The sequence below is a fragment of the Paracoccus sp. (in: a-proteobacteria) genome (assembly GCF_030538695.1).
GTDB lineage: Bacteria > Pseudomonadota > Alphaproteobacteria > Rhodobacterales > Rhodobacteraceae > Paracoccus.
Genome location: NZ_JAUNTN010000006.1, coordinates 36,282 through 52,391, shown reverse-complemented (window position 1 = coordinate 52,391; position 16,110 = coordinate 36,282). Strand labels below are relative to the sequence as shown.

Annotated in this window: 21 protein-coding genes; 1 reads left to right on the top strand and 20 read right to left on the bottom strand. The window is 60.9% G+C overall.

The annotated features are described in order from the left end of the window. The first annotated feature begins 4 nt into the window (after positions 1 to 4). A complete protein-coding gene (trpB, locus tag Q4G24_RS04570) occupies positions 5 to 1,207 on the top strand; it encodes a tryptophan synthase subunit beta (protein ID WP_368660922.1) in 1,203 nt (400 codons plus the stop codon). A gap of 86 nt (positions 1,208 to 1,293) precedes the next feature. Here trpB and Q4G24_RS04565 read toward each other — a convergent pair whose 3' ends face one another. The 20 genes from Q4G24_RS04565 to rplF all read right to left on the bottom strand — a co-directional run bounded on the left by Q4G24_RS04565 (position 1,294) and on the right by rplF (position 16,099). Continuing rightward, complete coding sequence (locus Q4G24_RS04565; protein WP_303365327.1) at positions 1,294 to 2,313, bottom strand: amino acid ABC transporter substrate-binding protein; 1,020 nt, start codon at positions 2,311 to 2,313, stop codon at positions 1,294 to 1,296. Between the two features lie 63 nt (positions 2,314 to 2,376). Further along, positions 2,377 to 3,102 carry an ATP12 family chaperone protein gene (locus tag Q4G24_RS04560; protein ID WP_303365326.1) on the bottom strand — a complete coding sequence of 242 codons (726 nt, stop codon included), beginning with the start codon at positions 3,100 to 3,102 and terminating at the stop codon, positions 2,377 to 2,379. Next, entirely contained in the window at positions 3,095 to 3,754 is a 660-nt protein-coding gene (locus Q4G24_RS04555) for an HAD-IA family hydrolase (protein ID WP_303365325.1), read from the bottom strand. The genes Q4G24_RS04560 and Q4G24_RS04555 overlap by 8 nt, the downstream gene beginning before the upstream one ends. Continuing rightward, complete coding sequence (locus Q4G24_RS04550; protein ID WP_303365324.1) at positions 3,751 to 4,791, bottom strand: RluA family pseudouridine synthase; 1,041 nt, start codon at positions 4,789 to 4,791, stop codon at positions 3,751 to 3,753. Before Q4G24_RS04550 ends, Q4G24_RS04555 begins: the two co-directional genes overlap by 4 nt. Then, a complete protein-coding gene (locus Q4G24_RS04545) occupies positions 4,788 to 5,144 on the bottom strand; it encodes a CrcB family protein (protein WP_303365323.1) in 357 nt (118 codons plus the stop codon). The genes Q4G24_RS04550 and Q4G24_RS04545 overlap by 4 nt, the downstream gene beginning before the upstream one ends. Positions 5,145 to 5,175: 31 nt before the next feature. Beyond that, positions 5,176 to 6,486 carry a replication-associated recombination protein A gene (locus Q4G24_RS04540; protein ID WP_303365322.1) on the bottom strand — a complete coding sequence of 437 codons (1,311 nt, stop codon included), beginning with the start codon at positions 6,484 to 6,486 and terminating at the stop codon, positions 5,176 to 5,178. A 41-nt stretch (positions 6,487 to 6,527) separates the two neighbouring features. Next, on the bottom strand, positions 6,528 to 7,118 hold the full coding sequence (locus Q4G24_RS04535; RefSeq protein ID WP_303365321.1) for an acyl-homoserine-lactone synthase: 591 nt from the start codon (positions 7,116 to 7,118) through the stop codon (positions 6,528 to 6,530). A 56-nt stretch (positions 7,119 to 7,174) separates the two neighbouring features. Beyond that, positions 7,175 to 7,786, bottom strand: a complete 612-nt coding sequence (locus Q4G24_RS04530; RefSeq protein ID WP_303365320.1) for an autoinducer binding domain-containing protein — start codon at positions 7,784 to 7,786, stop codon at positions 7,175 to 7,177. 272 nt (positions 7,787 to 8,058) lie between these two features. Further along, positions 8,059 to 8,478, bottom strand: a complete 420-nt coding sequence (gene rplQ, locus Q4G24_RS04525; RefSeq protein WP_303365319.1) for a 50S ribosomal protein L17 — start codon at positions 8,476 to 8,478, stop codon at positions 8,059 to 8,061. A 108-nt stretch (positions 8,479 to 8,586) separates the two neighbouring features. Then, positions 8,587 to 9,603 carry a DNA-directed RNA polymerase subunit alpha gene (locus tag Q4G24_RS04520; RefSeq protein WP_303365318.1) on the bottom strand — a complete coding sequence of 339 codons (1,017 nt, stop codon included), beginning with the start codon at positions 9,601 to 9,603 and terminating at the stop codon, positions 8,587 to 8,589. Between the two features lie 112 nt (positions 9,604 to 9,715). Then, on the bottom strand, positions 9,716 to 10,105 hold the full coding sequence (gene rpsK, locus Q4G24_RS04515) for a 30S ribosomal protein S11 (protein WP_303365317.1): 390 nt from the start codon (positions 10,103 to 10,105) through the stop codon (positions 9,716 to 9,718). 11 nt (positions 10,106 to 10,116) lie between these two features. Beyond that, positions 10,117 to 10,485: a 30S ribosomal protein S13 gene (gene rpsM, locus Q4G24_RS04510; RefSeq protein ID WP_303365316.1), complete on the bottom strand. Its 369-nt coding sequence runs from the start codon at positions 10,483 to 10,485 to the stop codon at positions 10,117 to 10,119. A 162-nt stretch (positions 10,486 to 10,647) separates the two neighbouring features. Then, the gene (locus Q4G24_RS04505) at positions 10,648 to 11,301 is read right to left on the bottom strand and encodes an adenylate kinase (protein WP_303365315.1); all 654 of its coding nucleotides are present in this window, start codon (positions 11,299 to 11,301) and stop codon (positions 10,648 to 10,650) included. Positions 11,302 to 11,322: 21 nt separating this feature from the next. Further along, positions 11,323 to 12,693, bottom strand: a complete 1,371-nt coding sequence (gene secY, locus Q4G24_RS04500) for a preprotein translocase subunit SecY (RefSeq protein ID WP_303365314.1) — start codon at positions 12,691 to 12,693, stop codon at positions 11,323 to 11,325. 113 nt (positions 12,694 to 12,806) lie between these two features. Beyond that, positions 12,807 to 13,286: a 50S ribosomal protein L15 gene (gene rplO, locus Q4G24_RS04495; RefSeq protein ID WP_303365313.1), complete on the bottom strand. Its 480-nt coding sequence runs from the start codon at positions 13,284 to 13,286 to the stop codon at positions 12,807 to 12,809. A gap of 147 nt (positions 13,287 to 13,433) precedes the next feature. After that, positions 13,434 to 14,039 (bottom strand): hypothetical protein, encoded by a 606-nt coding sequence (locus Q4G24_RS04490; RefSeq protein ID WP_303365312.1) that lies wholly within the window; start codon positions 14,037 to 14,039, stop codon positions 13,434 to 13,436. 268 nt (positions 14,040 to 14,307) lie between these two features. Further along, positions 14,308 to 14,496, bottom strand: a complete 189-nt coding sequence (gene rpmD / locus Q4G24_RS04485) for a 50S ribosomal protein L30 (RefSeq protein ID WP_303365311.1) — start codon at positions 14,494 to 14,496, stop codon at positions 14,308 to 14,310. Positions 14,497 to 14,507: 11 nt separating this feature from the next. Next, positions 14,508 to 15,080, bottom strand: a complete 573-nt coding sequence (gene rpsE, locus Q4G24_RS04480) for a 30S ribosomal protein S5 (RefSeq protein WP_303365310.1) — start codon at positions 15,078 to 15,080, stop codon at positions 14,508 to 14,510. A gap of 114 nt (positions 15,081 to 15,194) precedes the next feature. After that, on the bottom strand, positions 15,195 to 15,554 hold the full coding sequence (gene rplR / locus Q4G24_RS04475; protein ID WP_303365309.1) for a 50S ribosomal protein L18: 360 nt from the start codon (positions 15,552 to 15,554) through the stop codon (positions 15,195 to 15,197). A gap of 11 nt (positions 15,555 to 15,565) precedes the next feature. Then, positions 15,566 to 16,099, bottom strand: a complete 534-nt coding sequence (rplF, locus tag Q4G24_RS04470; RefSeq protein WP_303365308.1) for a 50S ribosomal protein L6 — start codon at positions 16,097 to 16,099, stop codon at positions 15,566 to 15,568. Positions 16,100 to 16,110: the final 11 nt, after the last annotated feature.

Genomic DNA, 16,110 nt, shown 5'->3' with positions numbered 1-16,110 from the left:
GGACATGATGAGCTATCTGAAATCGCACCCGACCCGCGACGGGTTTTTCGGGGAATACGGTGGTGCGCAATTGCCGCCGCAACTGGAACCGCATTTCAAGGACATCGCCGCCGCCTATGACCGGATCGCACATTCCGCTGATTTCATTGCGGAACTGCGCCATATCCGCAAGCATTTCCAAGGCCGTCCGACCCCGATCAGCTACCTGAAAAATCTGTCCGCCGCGCTTGGGGGCGCGCAGATCTATGCCAAGCGCGAGGATCTGAACCATACCGGTGCCCATAAGCTGAATCACTGCATGGGCGAGGGGCTGCTGGCCCGGTTCATGGGCAAGACCAAGCTGATGGCCGAAACCGGCGCGGGCCAGCATGGTGTGGCGCTGGCCACCGCTGCCGCCTATTTCGGGCTGGAATGTGAAATCCACATGGGCGAGGTGGACATCGCCAAAGAGGCCCCCAACGTCACCCGGATGAAGCTGCTCGGCGCGACGGTGGTGCCGGTCGGCTTCGGTGGCCGCTCGCTGAAAGAGGCCGTGGACAGTTGCTTCGAAAGCTATCTGTCACAGGCCGACACCGCCCTGTTCGCTATCGGCTCGGTCGTTGGACCGCATCCTTTCCCGCGCATTGTCCGTGATTTTCAGCATGTTGTCGGTATCGAAGCACGCGAACAATTCCTTGAAATGACAGGGAACCTGCCCGATATGGTCGCGGCCTGCGTCGGCGGCGGTTCAAATGCGATGGGGATTTTCGCCGGTTTCATCGACGACGCCGATGTGGCGCTTTACGGGGTCGAGCCGGGCGGCAGCTCCTCAGCACTTGGCGATCACGCTGCCACGATTACCTATGGCGAAGATGGTGACATCCACGGCTTCCGCACCATGGTTCTGCATGACGATCAGGGCAATCCGGCCCCGGTCCATACCGTCGCATCCGGGCTGCACTACCCCGGCATCGGCCCGGAACACGCCTATCTGCACCGCTCGGGCCGGGCCAATTACACCTCGGCCAGCGACCACGAGGCGCTGGACGCCTTCTTCCGCCTGTCCCGGCGTGAAGGCATCATCCCGGCACTGGAAAGCGCCCATGCCGTCGCCTTCGCCCTGCGCGAAGCCCCAAAGAACCCCGGCAAGACGATTCTGGTGAACCTGTCCGGCCGCGGGGATAAAGACATCGACTATGTGACGGAAAACTTTGGCTTCGAGGTCTGATCCGGCATCTTTTGTCAGAAAATATCCTCGGGTGGGTGAATGGCCGTCAGGCCAGAGGGAGGGCAGACAGCCCTCCCTTTTTGCCGTCAGTGAAACGGCGGTGCATACATCAGCCCGCCCTGCGTCCATTGCGCGTTCAGTCCGCGTGGCAAACCGATCGGCGTCTGCTCGCCAATCGTCGCGGCGAAAATCTCGCCATAATTGCCGCTGGCCGAGATCGCCCGCTTGGCCCATGTCCGGTCCAGACCAAGCAATGCGCCAAGGTCATTCTCGCCCATTCCCAGCAGACGCTGCACCTCGGCGCTTTGGGACGACCGCGACAATTCCTCGATATTGGCCGATGTCACGCCATATTCTTCGGCAGCGATCAGCGCATACATGGTCCAGCGCAGAATATCCGACCAATTGTCATCGCCCTGCCGTGCCACCGCAGCCAGCGGCTCTTTCGAAATCACTTCCGGCAGGATGATATGATTTTCCGGGTCAGCAAAAGCCGCCCGCGTCGCCGCAAGGCCAGAAATATCCGCAGTATAGGCGTCGCAGGCCCCCGCCACATATTTCTGCTCGCCCTCGGCGCTGCTGTTGACCGGAACGGCCGTATATTTCATGTTATTGGCGCGAAAATAGTCAGCAAGATTAATCGCAGTCGTGGTGCCTGACTGCACACAGATCGAGGTTCCATCCAGCTCTTTGGCAGATGAAATCCCCTGCGTTTTCCGCAGCATGAACCCTTGGCCATCGTAATAGCTGACCGCACCGAAATCCAGCTCGGCATCGCGCGAGAAAGTCCAGGTCGAGTTCCGCGCCAACAGATCGACCTGCCCCGAGGTCAGCGCCTCAAACCGGCCCTCACCGCTGGTGGGGATATAGTTGACCTTGGCCGGATCGCCCAGCACTGCCGCCGCAACCGCCATGCAAAAGTTCACATCAAAGCCCGACCAGTTGCCATTTGCATCCGGCGCCGCGAACCCGACAAGCCCTTGATTAACACCACAATTCAGCACATCACGTTCGCGCGCCTGCGTCAGCGTCTCGCCGCTTTCGGCCAGGGCCGCACCGCCCAAAGCACAGGCCGCCAGCGTCGCAAACAATGCGGTTCTTGTCATCGTCAACCCTTCCGAAAGCCCGACGGCCCTTTGCGCGACATTCTGCCGATCATACAGCAGGGGTCAAGAAACAAAGCTGTGCGGGCGGGACAGAAGCCATACCCTTTCCGCAACCTGCATTGCCCCGGCCTTGGCACTGGCGGCGGCTTCGGCCTCATCGTCGCGCCCCCATTGCTCAGCCTGATGGTCCTCATCCAGCCGTGACAGGGCAAAGGCGGCATCCGCATCCAGACGGCCCTCGATCACCGCCAGCCCCAGCACCAATGATCCGGGCAGCGCCACCAGATCATGCAGCGCCGTCAGCCCGAACGTGTCCAGTCCAGCCAGCGCCGCCCGCAGCCGCGACAGCGCCGCGCTATCCTGCGCCACCGGCATCAGCCCTTGCGTTACCGCCAGCCGCGCACCGTAGCGGTCCGCGGCCCAATCCAGCAGCGGTTGCCATTCAGTCTCCTGCCGCTCGGCCAGCGCGGCAGGCGCGTCAGTGCGATAGCACAGCAGGTCGGTGCCGCCATATTCCGCCAGCATATCGGCCACGGCATCGAATTGCGGTGCGACTTTTTCCACCGCCGAATTGGCCGCACGGGTCAGCGGCATGGTGTTCGGGTCGATCATATCGGCCTGCGCATCCCATTCGTCCGCCACGGCCTTCGCCAGCCGTTCCGTAGGCAAAACCAGCGCCAGCTTGCCCGGTGTGCGCAGGGGGCGGTCGTCCAGCGTAACCTCCCACCCATCCGCGACCTGCCGCACCCCGGCACTTTTCCAGAACCGCCGCGCTTTCCACTCAGCCATGCGCCCACCCTTGCAATTCACGCGTCAACGTCGGGAAATCCGGCGCAACCAGCCGCGCCCCTGCATCCATCAGCGCGTCAGCAGGGTGATAACCCCATGCCACGCCGAAGACCGCCAGACCGGCAGCCACTCCCATCTGAATATCGAACACCGTATCCCCGATCATCACCGCGTCCCGCGCGTCAACGCCGGTCGCCCGCAGCGCCTGAAACAGCATCTCGGGCGCGGGTTTCGAAGGGTTCTCATCCCCCGCCTGCGTGGTCACGAAACGGCCGCGCCAGCCATAGGTATCCAGCATCATCTTGATACCCCGCCGCGACTTTCCGGTTGCCATACCCAGCAGCCAGTCGCCCTGATCCAGCGCGGTCAGGCAATCCTGCGCACCGGGGTAAAGTGGCATGTCCTCGCCCTGTGCGCGGCGGGCAAAGAACCCGGCCTTATAGCCCTCGACCACCCTGGCGCGGGTCGCAGGGTCAGCCTCGGGCAGCAGATCCGCCACCGCCTCGGGCAAGGATCGCCCGACGATGGACAGCACATCGCTACGCGCAGGTGCAGCAAGGCCCGCAGCGGCATAACCATCGGTCATCGCGTTGACGATCATCGCCTGACTGTCAACCAGCGTGCCATCTACATCAAAGATAAACAGCTTCATGCCTCATCCTCGAACGGATCGGCAGGCACGTCGCGCTCGGACCAGCCCAGCGTGGCCCATGTCCGCGCCATATGCTCCGGCAAGGGCGCGGTCAGGCTGATGCGCTCGCCCGTAATCGGATGGTCGAACGACAGGCTGCGGGCGTGCAGATGCAGCTTGCGGCTGATCTCTCCGCCCAGTTGCGCCCCCCAGCCATCGCCAAGATTTTCCTGCCCCGAACCGCCATATTTCCCGTCCCCGACAATGGGATGGCCCATTTCCGCCATATGCGCCCGAAGCTGATGTGTGCGTCCCGTCACTGGCACCAGCGCACACCAGCTTGCCCGCGTGGCAAGGTTCTCCAGCACGGCATAATCGGTCGTCGTCCGCTTGGCCCCTTCAGTTTCCGCCACGCGGTTGGGGTGGATGCACAGCATCTTTTCACCATGCGCGCCCGGTGCCTTGATCAGCCCATAACGGATCGTCCCCATGCGCGGTTGCGGCACACCAGCGACGGCGGCCCAGTAGATCTTGCGCGTGGTGCGGTTGCGAAAAGCCTCGGACAAGCGCCGTGCCACGCGGTCGGTCCGCGCCAGCAACAACAGCCCCGAGGTATCCTTGTCCAGCCGATGCACCAGCTTGGGCTTTTCCTTATAGCCGAACATCAGCGCCGCGCTGAGGCCGTCCACATGGCGCTCGCCCTGCCCCGAGCCGCCTTGCGAGGGCAGCCCCGGCGGCTTGTTCAGCGCAATGATATGCTGATCCTTCCACAAAACGGCCGCCTGCATCATTGCCTCATCCGCTGCGGAAATCCCCCCGCGTGAGGGGGCCGCCGGTTTAGGGGCCTCGGCCTGCGGCAAGGGCGGCACGCGGACGTCTTGCCCGGCCTCGATCCGGGTGCTGGCCTTGACCCGCCCGCCATCGACGCGCAACTGCCCGGTGCGGCACAGCTTTTCCACCGCGCCCTGCGTCAGTTGCGGGAACCGTTTGCGCAGCCAACGGTCCAACCGCTGATCGCCCTCATCCGCGCCAATGCGGATCATCTGCACGCCGCTCATGCACCTATCCATCTTGCAAGGGCCGCCCCGGCGAACACCGCCGCCAGCGAGGCCATAACCGAAACCATGACATATATCGCCGCCGTCCCCGTCTGGCCAGCTTCCCACAGGGTCAGCGCATCCAGCGAAAAGGCCGAAAACGTGGTAAACCCGCCCAGCAGCCCGGTCAGCAGCAAGGGCGTATATGGCCCGCGCGGCCCCAGCGCCACCACCAGCAGGCCCATGACAAAGCAGCCCGCGACATTCACCGTCAGCGTCGCCAGCGGCCCGCCCCTCAGCAGCAGCCCGACGCCATAGCGCATTGACGCGCCCATTGCTCCGCCAAACGCCACCTGAAGAAACTGGTATTCCATCCGCGACCCCTGCCCCGGCGCGGGACGCAAGTCAATGCCCACGCTTTGCCCGCAGGCTGACGAACCATTCGACGCGCTTTTTCAGTTCGCGCTCAAAGCCACGCTCGACCGGCAGGTAAAACACCGGGCGCTTCATACCTTCGGGAAAATAGTTCTGGCCGCTGAAGCCATCCTCGGCATCGTGGTCATATTCATAGCCTACGCCATATCCTTGTTCTTTCATCATTTTCGTTGGCGCATTCAGGATATGGGCAGGCGGCATCAGACTGCCGCTGCGCTTGGCCTCGGCTCGCGCAGCTTTATAGGCGCTGTAACCCGCATTCGATTTCGGAGCCAGCGCCAGATAGATCACCGCCTGCGCCAGCGCGAGTTCGCCCTCGGGGCTGCCAAGCCGTTCGTAAAGCGCCCAGGCGTCAAGGCAATGCCGCTGCGCCGCCGGGTCGGCAAGGCCAATATCCTCGACCGCCATGCGGGTGATGCGGCGGGCCAGATAGCGCGGATCTTCGCCCCCCTCCAGCATCCGGCCGAGCCAATACAGCGCCGCATCCGGGTCACTGCCGCGCACCGATTTATGCAAGGCACTGATAAGATTGTAATGTTCCTCGCCGGATTTGTCATATTTCGCCGCCCGTCGCATCAGCCGTTGTGACAGTTGATCGGTGGTCAGCTTGCCCGAAACCTTCCAGGCCATCACCTGCTCGATCAGGTTCAGCACCGCACGGCCGTCACCATCGGCCATCTCCAACAACGCCTCGCGCGCCGGGCCATCCAGCGGCAGGGCGCGGCCCAACTCCTGCTCGGCCCGTTGCGCCAGCAGTTCCAGATCGGTCAGGCTGAGGCGTTCCAGCACGATCACCTGCGCCCGCGACAGCACCGCAGCGTTCAGTTCAAAGGATGGATTTTCGGTGGTCGCCCCCACCAGCAAAATGGTGCCATCCTCCATATGCGGCAGGAAACTGTCCTGCTGCGCCTTGTTAAAACGGTGGATTTCATCGACGAACAGCAGCGTGCCGCCGCCCTGCGCACGACGCAGCTTCGCGGCCTCGAACACCTTGCGCAGTTCCGGTACGCCCGAGAAAATCGCGCTGATCTGCACGAAGCTCAGATCAGTTTCCGCCGCCAGCAAGCGCGCGATGGTGGTCTTGCCCACCCCCGGCGGCCCCCAGAGGATCAGTGAGGACAGCGACCCCGCCGACAGCATCGCCCCAAGCGGACCATCGGGGCCAAGCACATGAGCCTGCCCGATCACCTGCGACAACGCCCGCGGGCGGATGCGATCCGCCAGCGGCGCGGCCCGCGCGGGACGGGAAGGTTCAGCGGTATTGTCGAACAAATCAGCCATGAGCAGAGTTTACGCCGCCCATGGCTGCCACGAAAGCCCCGTCAGTGCATCTTGCCCGCAAGGCTGATCGAGACGCATTGAAACTGGCCGTCGTCGATGGTCAGCATTGGCCCGATCGCCTCGGCCTCAACCCCGCAGCGGCCATACCAGCGTTCCCAGTTGCCTGCGGTCAGGGCGACCAGCCGGGTTGCGCCCTGCTCGCGGGCGGTGGCTACCATCGCCTCAGCCATGCGGAAATGCACCTTGCGCCGCTGCGCCATCGGCACGGCATGGTTCACGAACACGCGGGTGCATTCCCAGATATGCGGATCAACCGGCGCCGGGCCATAAAGCAAATCCTGCGGAATCGAGCCGCCAAGGATGCCAAGCTGCGCATCACGGATCATATAGGAATAAATCCCACAACGCGCCGTCGTCGGCGTCAGGCGCAGACCGCCCAAGACCTGCCCCAATTCGTGAATGGCCACCCAGCGGCTTTGCGGGGTATCGTATTGGTCGAACTCCATCCCTTCGGCTTCGGGAAGGTCCCAATTTTTCTGCACGATAAAACTTTGTTTTCGCGCACGAAAAACATTCGCAAACAACTCGCCATGGTTGTGCAGATTGGCGAAAGAAAGAGTGGTGGTTTCCATAGGCGTTCTCTCCTGGGTTCGAGGGCGCCCCAGCTGCCCACGGTCCAGACGATGCCTTACAATAGACGGAAATCCTTGGCTCTTTGCAGCGCCTCAGCGGTGGTGCGTGCCATCAGCCGCTCACGCGCGCTGATAAGACGCGCCTTGAAGGCGCTTTCGGTGATGCCAAGTTTGGCTGCCGCTGCTGCATGACGATCACCTGCCGCGATACAGCGCAGGGCCTCTTGCTGAGCCTTGGTCAGGCTCTCCGGCGGCTCCGTGATTTTGTGCAGCCGCCGAATCATTGTCGAGATCTGCGCGATCTCGTCATCCAAAAACTCTCGTTTATCATGCGCAAAGCTGGCAATCGTGCGCGAGGTGATTTCCCCGACCGAAACCGTCAGACCATAGCGCAACCCATGTTCGGATGCGGCCTGCATGATCTGGAACGGATCAGGAATCGGCAATGCGCTCCACCGGCAGGAACCCGTCACCGAAAACCCCCAGGCAATCGTCGGATCACGCAACGCATAAGCGTTCTGCGAATAGTGATCCAACCACTTCTGCGGATAGGACTGAAACAGCATCAACGGCGCAGCAAAGCGGATGTGAAGCCCCAGAAAATAACCCGAGGGGGCCAGTTTACGGAACTGCTGCAAGGCGGAATTGATTTCAGTTTGTGCGGTCATAGCTTTTTAGACAAATTATAGCAGGGGCGGTCAACGGCAAATCGCCCTGCCGACGGATACAGTCTTGATATTAAGATCGGATGAACGCAATTCCTTTTTGCGATCAACCCATTGCCCGGCCGCATCATTTTTGCTCACGCGCGGGGCGCGACGGCACAACGGCCCACGCTTTTGTCTGCGCATCAGCCTATGCGTGTTTGCAACCGATTGTTTTCCCGCAAAAAAGCCCCGCCAAACGGCAGGGCTTTCGATCTTCAGAATTTGCGCAGGGATCAATCCTCCGCAGCAACCTCGGTCTCAAGGCGGGCGCGGTCAGCGGCACCTTTGGCGTCAACGTCACGCTCGACAAATTCGATAATCGCCATCGGCGCCATGTCGCCATAGCGGAAGCCGGCCTTCAGAATACGGACATAGCCGCCCTGACGGTCTTTGTAGCGAGGGCCGAGAATCTCGAACAGCTTGGCCACATAGGCGTCTTGCTTCAGTTGCGAAGCCGCCTGACGGCGGGCGTGCAGATCGCCGCGTTTCGCCAGCGTGATCAGCTTTTCGATGATCGGGCGCAGCTCCTTGGCCTTGGGCAGAGTCGTCTTGATCTGCTCATGCTCGATCAGCGAGCCAGCCATGTTGGCGAACAGCGCCTTGCGGTGTTCGTGAGTGCGGTTAAGGCGACGGTAGCCGCGAGCGTGACGCATGATGATCTCCTATAACGTCTTTTGCTTTGTCCGGCCCCCCATGCGTGCGGGAGGCTCTCCTTGGGGCGGGATGCCCGGACGGCGGGGTTTGATCCCCGCCGCTATTTCTTAAAACTGGTCGTCGAAACGCTTGGCCAGATCTTCGATGTTTTCCGGCGGCCAATCGACCACATCCATACCCAGATGCAGGCCCATGCCCGACAGCACTTCCTTGATTTCATTCAAGGACTTGCGGCCAAAGTTCGGGGTCCGCAGCATCTCGGCCTCGGTTTTCTGGATCAGATCACCGATATAGACGATATTGTCGTTTTTCAGGCAGTTGGCCGAACGCACCGACAGTTCCAGCTCGTCAACCTTTTTCAGCAGGCGCGGATCGAATTCCAGCCCGTCCTCGTTGTCCTGACGGCCAGCCTGCTCGGGTTCGTCAAAGTTCACGAACACCGAAAGCTGATCTTGCAGGATGCGCGCCGCATAGGCCACAGCGTCCTCGGGCGTCACCGAACCGTCGGTTTCAACCTTCATCGTCAGCTTGTCATAGTCCAGAACCTGACCTTCGCGGGTCGGCTGAACGTCATAGCTGACACGCTTGACCGGCGAGAAAATCGCATCAATCGGAATCAACCCGATGGGCGCATCTTCCGGGCGGTTCTTGTCGGCCGAAACATAGCCCTTGCCGGTGGTCACGGTCAGCTCCATGTTGACCTCGGCACCATCGTCCAGATGGCAGATCACATGGTCCCGGTTCAGGATGGTGATACCAGCAGTTTCCTGAATGTCGCCAGCCTTGACCTCGCCCGGACCTTTGGCCGAGAGGGTCAGGCGCTTGACGCCATCCACATCCATTTTCAGCGTCACGCCCTTGAGGTTCAGAACGATGTCGGTGACATCCTCACGCACCCCGGCGACCGAAGAAAACTCATGCAGCACGTTGTCGATCTGAACGCTGGTGATCGCACCGCCTTGCAACGACGACATCAGCACCCGGCGCAGCGCGTTGCCAAGGGTCAGGCCAAAGCCCCGCTCCAGCGGTTCCGCAACCACGGTCGCGGTGCGGGTGGGATCGGCGCCCGGCTTCACGTCAAGCTGCGTCGGCTTGATCAATTCGGCCCAATTCTTTTCGAACATGCGTGTGCCTCCATTCCTGTTTCCGGCTCATGTCCGGGGCCGGAAACGCCCGAGGTGAAATGCGAAAAGCACCGGACCGCCCGAAAGGCGGACCGGCGTAACAGTTTTTGCCTTAGACGCGGCGGCGCTTCGGCGGGCGGCAGCCATTATGCGCGATCGGGGTCACGTCACGGATCGCCGTGATGTTGAACCCGACAGCGGCCAGCGCGCGCAGCGCCGATTCACGGCCCGAACCCGGACCCTGAACCTCAACCTCCAGCGTTTTCACGCCATGTTCCTGTGCCTTGCGGCCCGCATCTTCGGCGGCCAACTGCGCGGCATAGGGGGTCGATTTCCGCGAACCCTTGAAGCCCATGGTGCCTGCCGACGACCACGAGATCGCATTGCCCTGCACGTCAGAGATCAGGATTTTGGTGTTGTTGAACGAGCTGTTCACATGCGCCACGCCAGCGGCGATGTTCTTGCGCTCTTTACGCTTGGTGCGAACCTTATCACGAGCCATGTCCGGTCCCCTTATTTCTTCTTGCCAGCGATGGGTTTTGCCGGGCCTTTACGGGTGCGGGCATTGGTGTGGGTCCGCTGACCACGCACCGGCAGACCGCGACGGTGACGCAGGCCACGATAGGAACCCAGATCCATCATACGCTTGATGTTCATTTGGGTTTCGCGGCGCAGGTCGCCCTCAACCGTCAGGTTCGCGTCGATGTATTCGCGGATTTGCAGAACTTCGGCGTCCGAAAGCTCATTCACGCGACGGGTGCGTTCGATGCCGACACCTTCGCAGATCTGCTCGGCAAAGGCGGGACCAATCCCGTGGATATAAGTCAAAGCGATGGGGACACGTTTCCCCGTCGGAATATTGACACCGGCAATACGAGCCATGTGCTGTCCTTATGTTGCGATTCCGTAGCACCGGAACCTTTTTTCACAACCGAAGGCCCGAAAGCTCTGCCTTCGGGCCGAATCGCTGCACCCCGAATGGGTGCGATTCCCTGATGGGATGCTTGCGCGTATAGGTTTAACGCAGAGCTGTCAACCCCGCCCCTACAGGCTGTCCATGATCTGTGCGGTCTGCGCAGCCACATCATCCATCGCCGCCAGGCCATCGACTGGCCGCAGCTTGCCCTTGGCATAGTAATAGCCGATCAGCGGCGAGGTTTTCTTGTAATATTCCAACAGCCGGGTTTTCAGGCTGTCCTCATTGTCATCGGCACGGCGGCGCAGATCATCCGAACCACAGACATCGCAAACGCCCGGCTTGGCGGTCGGTTTGGTTTCATCGTGGTAAACCTCGCCGCAATTTCCGCAGGTAAAGCGCCCGGTGATGCGCTTGACCAGCGCCGTGTCATCGACCTGCATTTCAATCACGGCATTGATCTGCGCACCCTGCTCGGCCATCAGATCATCCAGTGCATCGGCCTGCGCCAAAGTGCGCGGAAAGCCGTCAAAGATAAAGCCATTGGCCGCGCTATCCGCCAGCTTTTCGCGGATCAGCCCGATCACGATTTCATCCGTGACCAACTGCCCCTTGTCCATGACCTCGGCCACGACCTTGCCCATTTCAGTCCCCGAGGACCGGGCCTCGCGCAACATATCGCCGGTGGAAAGCTGGACCAGGCCGCGCTCCTCAACCAGACGGCGGGCCTGCGTGCCTTTGCCGGCACCCGGCGGGCCAAGCAGAATGATGTTAACGGTCATGGTCCCTCTCTCCCTCTTGTATCAGCGCCGCGCGGGCGCCTTGCGTGGCTTACGCTCGCCCGGTTTGCGGCGACCGCGAAGCTGCGACTTTTCGATCAGACCTTCATATTGATGCGCAAGCAAGTGGCTTTGCACCTGATTGATCGTATCCATCGTCACCGAAACCACGATCAGAACAGACGTCCCGCCGAAATAGAACGGCACCTGCCAGAAATCGCGGATGAACTCAGGCAGCAGACAGACCAGCGCCAGATAGGCAGAGCCGATCACCAGCACGCGGTTCACCACATAGTCCAGATATTCCTCGGTCCGCTTGCCGGGACGAATACCGGGGATAAAGCCACCCTGATTCTTGAGATTCTCGGCCACATCATCGGATTTGAACGCCACATTCTGCGTATAGAAGTAGCTGAAAAACACGATCATCGCGGCAAAGAATACCAGATACAGCACCTGACCGGGGCTGAAATAGGCCAGAATCGTGGACATGACCGGCCCGGTCTGATTGCCTGAAAAGGTCGAAATCGTGATTGGCAGCAGCAGCAACGAACTGGCAAAGATCGCCGGAATCACCCCTGCCGGGTTAACCTTGATCGGCAGGTGGCTGGACTGGCCGTCATAGACCTTCATCCCGACCTGACGCCGCGGATATTGAATGTGGATCTTGCGCAGGGCGCGTTCCATGAACACGACAAAGGCCATGACCACGACAATCAGCGCCGCAATGCCCAGAATAACCGGGGTCGAGATCGCGCCGATCCGGCCCTGTTCAAACAGTTGCGCCAGATGGCCGGGGATTTCCGCAACGATACCGACAAAGATAATCAGCGAAATGCCGTTACCGATGCCGCGCGCGGTGATCTGCTCACCCAGCCACATCAGGAACATGGTGCCGCCAACCAGCGTAATCACCACCGTGGCCTGAAAGAACAGCCCCGGATCATGCGCCATGCCGCCGACCTCAAGGCTTCGCGCCAGACCATAGGCCTGGAACAGCGCCAGCGCGACCGTGCCATAGCGTGTATATTGGTTAATCTTCTTGCGACCCTGCTCGCCCTCTTTCTTGAGCTGCTCAAGCGAAGGCACCATCGCCGTCAAAAGCTGAACGATGATCGACGCGCTGATATAGGGCATGATCCCCAGCGCGAAAATCCCCATCCGCGACAGCGCGCCGCCGGTGAACATCGACATGATGCCACCAATGCCTGTCTGCGCCTGATCCATAAAGCTGCGCAGGGCTGCACCGTCGATCCCCGGCACCGGAATATAGGTGCCAAGACGGTAAATAATCAGCAAACCAATCGTAAACCAGATGCGCTGGCGAAGTTCGGTGGCCTTGGCAAACGTCCCCCAGGACAGGTTTGCGGCCATCTGTTCAGCGGCTGACGCCATGTGAAGCCTCTTTCATGGCAGCGCCGCCGGACGGTTTCCCGATCCCGCGGCGCTAGGAAAACTTGCGGTCTATGTAGCGGGGCCTGCGCCCCGCCACAATGGGCAACCGGGTCTTATTCCGCCGCCTCGGCTTTGGCCGGGGTGGTGACGGTTACTTTGCCGCCAGCCTTTTCGACAGCCGCAATCGCAGCTTTGGATGCGCCGGCAACAGTCAGGTTCAGAGCGGCTTTCAGCTCGCCTTTGGCCAGAACGCGCACACCGTCCAGCTTGCGGCGCACAACGCCCGCTTCAACCAGTGCGTCTTCGGACACATCACCAGCGGTCAGCTTGCCCGCATCGACAAAGGCTTGCAGCTGGCCCAGGTTGACCACGGCGAACTTCAGCGCGTTCGGCTTGGTAAAGCCGCGCTTGGGCAGGCGGCGATACAGCGGCATCTGACCGCCTTCATAACCGTTCAGCGCCACGCCCGAACGCGAGGTCTGACCTTTGATACCGCGGCCAGCTGTCTTACCCTTGCCCGAACCGGGACCACGGGCAACGCGCTTTTTCTTGCGGTTGGCACCTTCGTTATCGCGGATTTCATGCAGTTTCATGTGCTTCTCCTAAAGCCGGAACCATCCCGCGAAGCAAAGGGACAGACACGGCATTTCTTGTTGGTTACAGAACCGGCAGCCGATTCCAGCCGCCCTTTTAGCGGCAAAGGTTTGCGACCGCAACAGCCAGCACCGCCAAGCCTTCGGCTAAAATGCGACCCATGTGCCAATTTTCATGGCCCCCTCCCCCGCGCCCGACAAAGGCACGATCACCCCGATTTCCAGTTTTGCCGGGCCAATCAGATCACGCAGCCCCGAAACCGCCAGCTTGCTGGAAAAGCCGCTATCCTCACGTCGTTCAAACCGAAGCTGATTGACCAGCATCCACCCCAGCCAGGGCCGTAGGCCAAGCGTCACATCCAAATGACTCGCAACCTTGGGGGTCATATAGGGCAAACTGTAATTGGCCACACTTGCGGCCATGTCCCCCGTCACCCGCAGCCGCGATTCGGCACTGATCCAACCCGGCATGGGCCCATCGAAACCACGCCCCCAACCTGCCGCAATCTGTGCCATCGGGCGAGTCTGCCCGTCCCGATGCAACGCCCCCAGCCCCAGCGATACCGCCAGCCGATCAGCCCCCTGCCCGTCGTCCAGCGCCCATTGCAGGCTGGCCAGTCCCCGCCTTTCGCCACCGCTGCTGCGCCCGAACTCCAGAATCAGGTGTCTTCGATCCTTCAGGCCATATTCGCCATAAGACCCAATGTAGTGATTGCCGTCACGATCCCCCTCGACAGAGAAGGATAGGAACATCCCCCCTTCCGCACGCGGCCAAGGCCCCGCGAACGAAGCACCGGCCTCAAAGACCAGCAACACAAGAGAAAGCAACCATCCGAATCGCACGAGCGGGCATCCATAAACGACTTGCCCCAACCTATGCGCAAAATCCTTAACCAGCGGTTAATGCGGGAGCGGAAAACGGCCGCCTCAGGATTTTTTCATTTCAATTTTAATGAAATGCCGCGCCTTGTTACGAAACTAGGCGCGGCAAAAGGAAAGGCCGGGTTGCCCCGGCCTGATCTTAGTCCTTTTCTTCGATGATCTGCACCAGATGCGGGATCTTGGCGACCATGCCACGGATTGCAGGGGTGTCCTGCAACTCACGAGTGCGGTTCATCTTGTTCAGGCCCAAGCCTTTCAGCGTTTCGCGCTGGATGGCGGGGCGACGGATCGGGCTGCCGATCTGCTTGACGACGATGGTTTTAGCCATGACTTATCCCCTTACGCCTCAACAGCTTCGGCTTCTGCCGGCTTGTCGTTATTGCCCAGAATGTCGGCAACCTTTTTGCCGCGACGCTGCGCCACCGAGCGGGGCGAGGCTTCGGCTTTCAGACCGTCGATGGTGGCGCGGATCATGTTGTAGGGGTTCTGCGAACCCAGCGATTTCGCCACAACATCCTGAACGCCCAGCATCTCGAACACAGCGCGCATTGGACCACCGGCGATGATCCCGGTCCCCGGAACGGCGGTCCGCATCACGACCTTGCCAGCGCCATGGCGGCCCTCGATGTCGTGGTGCAGCGTGCGACCATCGCGCAGCGGCACGCGGATCATGTTGCGCTTGGCCTGCTCGGTTGCCTTACGGATAGCTTCCGGCACTTCTTTCGCCTTGCCCTTGCCGAAACCGACACGGCCACGCTGATCGCCAACAACCACCAGAGCGGCAAAGCCAAAGCGTTTACCACCTTTCACGGTTTTCGACACACGGTTGATCGCCACCAAACGGTCGGCAAACTCCGGGGTTTCCTCACGCTCTTCGCGGCGACGGTCCCGGCGGTTTTCACGTTCTGCCATATGGCATTCCTTTATGATTGGCGCGAGGCCGCGCCGTTAATGTCAATCCAAGTGGGCCTGCGCAGTGGCAGGCCCCCGGATCATCGGAGCGGCACAAATGCCGCCCGCATGGGTTCAGAACTTCAGACCGCCTTCGCGGGCAGCATCGGCCAGAGCCTTGATCTTGCCGTGGAACAGGAAACCGCCACGGTCGAAGACCACGTTTTCCACGCCAGCAGCTTTCGCACGCTCTGCAATGGCCGAACCGACTTTCGCAGCCGCCTCGACGTTGTTCTTGCCGACCACACCAAGGTCTTTTTCCAGCGAGCTGGCCGCAGCCAGGGTCACGCCTTTCACATCGTCGATCAGCTGAACGCTGATGTTCTTGGACGACCGGTGAACCGACAGGCGCGGGCGACCATCCGAGGTCGCACGCAGTTTGTTCCGAACGCGCAGACGGCGCTTCTGGAACAGCTCTTGCTTTTTCAGTGCCATTTCTCGCGTCCTTACTTCTTCTTACCTTCCTTACGGAAGACGAATTCACCCTTATAGCGGATACCTTTGCCCTTATAGGGCTCGGGACGACGCCACTCACGGATGTTCGCAGCCACCTGACCAACAAGCTGCTGGTCGATGCCCTCAACGACGATCTCCGTCTGTTTCGGGGCGGTGATGGTCACGCCTTCCGGGGTTTCGAAGTTGACTTCGTGGCTGTAGCCCAGAGACAGTTTCAGGGTCTTGCCCTGCATGTTGGCACGATAACCAACACCCTGAATCTCAAGCTCTTTCTTGAAGCCCTCGCTGACGCCGGTGGCCAGGTTCTCGATCATCGAGCGGGTCATGCCCCACTGCTGACGCGCACGCTTGGACAGCCCACGCGGTTTGACCGAAACCTTGCCGTCTTCCAGCACCAGATCGACATCATCGGTCGCGGTGAAGCTGCGGGTGCCTTTCGGCCCTTTCACTTCGATCGTCTGACCTTTGATCTCGGCGGTCACGCCCTTGGGCAGTTCGACCGGCTTTTTACCAATCCGAGACATTCCTGCCCTCC

Coding starts and splice junctions, on each gene's coding strand:
- Q4G24_RS04560 (WP_303365326.1), bottom strand. CDS start 3,102: ATGGCTGAGTGGAAAGCGCGGCGGTTCTGGAAAAGTGCCGGGGTGCGG.
- Q4G24_RS04545 (WP_303365323.1), bottom strand. CDS start 5,144: ATGGAATACCAGTTTCTTCAGGTGGCGTTTGGCGGAGCAATGGGCGCG.
- Q4G24_RS04505 (WP_303365315.1), bottom strand. CDS start 11,301: ATGACCGTTAACATCATTCTGCTTGGCCCGCCGGGTGCCGGCAAAGGC.
- Q4G24_RS04550 (WP_303365324.1), bottom strand. CDS start 4,791: ATGAGCGGCGTGCAGATGATCCGCATTGGCGCGGATGAGGGCGATCAG.
- rpsK (WP_303365317.1), bottom strand. CDS start 10,105: ATGGCTCGTGATAAGGTTCGCACCAAGCGTAAAGAGCGCAAGAACATC.
- trpB (WP_368660922.1), top strand. CDS start 5: ATGATGAGCTATCTGAAATCGCACCCGACCCGCGACGGGTTTTTCGGG.
- Q4G24_RS04535 (WP_303365321.1), bottom strand. CDS start 7,118: ATGGAAACCACCACTCTTTCTTTCGCCAATCTGCACAACCATGGCGAG.
- Q4G24_RS04490 (WP_303365312.1), bottom strand. CDS start 14,039: ATGTTCCTATCCTTCTCTGTCGAGGGGGATCGTGACGGCAATCACTAC.
- Q4G24_RS04540 (WP_303365322.1), bottom strand. CDS start 6,486: ATGGCTGATTTGTTCGACAATACCGCTGAACCTTCCCGTCCCGCGCGG.
- Q4G24_RS04530 (WP_303365320.1), bottom strand. CDS start 7,786: ATGACCGCACAAACTGAAATCAATTCCGCCTTGCAGCAGTTCCGTAAA.
- rplF (WP_303365308.1), bottom strand. CDS start 16,099: ATGTCTCGGATTGGTAAAAAGCCGGTCGAACTGCCCAAGGGCGTGACC.
- rpsE (WP_303365310.1), bottom strand. CDS start 15,080: ATGGCAGAACGTGAAAACCGCCGGGACCGTCGCCGCGAAGAGCGTGAG.
- Q4G24_RS04520 (WP_303365318.1), bottom strand. CDS start 9,603: ATGTTCGAAAAGAATTGGGCCGAATTGATCAAGCCGACGCAGCTTGAC.
- secY (WP_303365314.1), bottom strand. CDS start 12,693: ATGGCGTCAGCCGCTGAACAGATGGCCGCAAACCTGTCCTGGGGGACG.
- Q4G24_RS04555 (WP_303365325.1), bottom strand. CDS start 3,754: ATGAAGCTGTTTATCTTTGATGTAGATGGCACGCTGGTTGACAGTCAG.
- rpsM (WP_303365316.1), bottom strand. CDS start 10,485: ATGGCTCGTATTGCCGGTGTCAATATTCCGACGGGGAAACGTGTCCCC.
- rplO (WP_303365313.1), bottom strand. CDS start 13,286: ATGAAACTGCATGAAATCCGCGATAACGAAGGTGCCAACCGCAAGAAA.
- rplR (WP_303365309.1), bottom strand. CDS start 15,554: ATGGCACTGAAAAAGCAAGAGCTGTTCCAGAAGCGCCGTCTGCGCGTT.
- rplQ (WP_303365319.1), bottom strand. CDS start 8,478: ATGCGTCACGCTCGCGGCTACCGTCGCCTTAACCGCACTCACGAACAC.
- rpmD (WP_303365311.1), bottom strand. CDS start 14,496: ATGGCTAAAACCATCGTCGTCAAGCAGATCGGCAGCCCGATCCGTCGC.
- Q4G24_RS04565 (WP_303365327.1), bottom strand. CDS start 2,313: ATGACAAGAACCGCATTGTTTGCGACGCTGGCGGCCTGTGCTTTGGGC.